The sequence below is a fragment of the Acinetobacter sp. I-MWF genome, assembly GCF_025433935.1.
Lineage (GTDB): Bacteria > Pseudomonadota > Gammaproteobacteria > Pseudomonadales > Moraxellaceae > Acinetobacter > Acinetobacter guillouiae.
In genome coordinates this window covers 1-491 of record NZ_JAMBAR010000017.1, presented here as the reverse complement: position 1 = coordinate 491, position 491 = coordinate 1, and the positions used below count along the sequence as shown (strand labels likewise).

Below are 491 nucleotides of genomic sequence, written 5' to 3'. Positions count from 1 at the left end.
GTCTTTCATCGCCTCTGACTGCCAAGGCACCCACCGTATGCGCTTCTTCACTTGACCATATAACCCCAAGCAATCTGGTTATACTGTGAAGACGACATTCGCCGAAAATTCGAATTTCTCAATTAAGAGAACTCACAAATTTTACCTTAGCCTGATCCGTTACCAGTGAAAGTAACGTTCAGTCTATCTTTCTATCACATACCCAAATTTTTAAAGAACGATCTAATCAAAGACTAGAAATCAACATTCACCATCATCACGATGGAATGCTCATTTCTAAGCTTTCAACTTCCAGAAGCAGTAGTGGTGGAGCCAAACGGGATCGAACCGTTGACCTCCTGCGTGCAAGGCAGGCGCTCTCCCAGCTGAGCTATGGCCCCGTATTCCTACAGGTTCCCACACAAAATTGGTGGGTCTGGGCAGATTCGAACTGCCGACCTCACCCTTATCAGGGGTGCGCTCTAACCAACTGAGCTACAGACCCAATTTCG

The 491-nt window shown here is 46.6% G+C and carries 2 tRNA genes; both read right to left on the bottom strand.

Annotated elements, in window-relative coordinates:
- Positions 1-304: 304 nt before the first annotated feature.
- Positions 305-380: transfer RNA gene (locus M2R48_RS21160), tRNA-Ala, on the bottom strand.
- 27 nt (positions 381-407) lie between these two features.
- Positions 408-484: transfer RNA gene (locus M2R48_RS21155), tRNA-Ile, on the bottom strand.
- Positions 485-491: the final 7 nt, after the last annotated feature.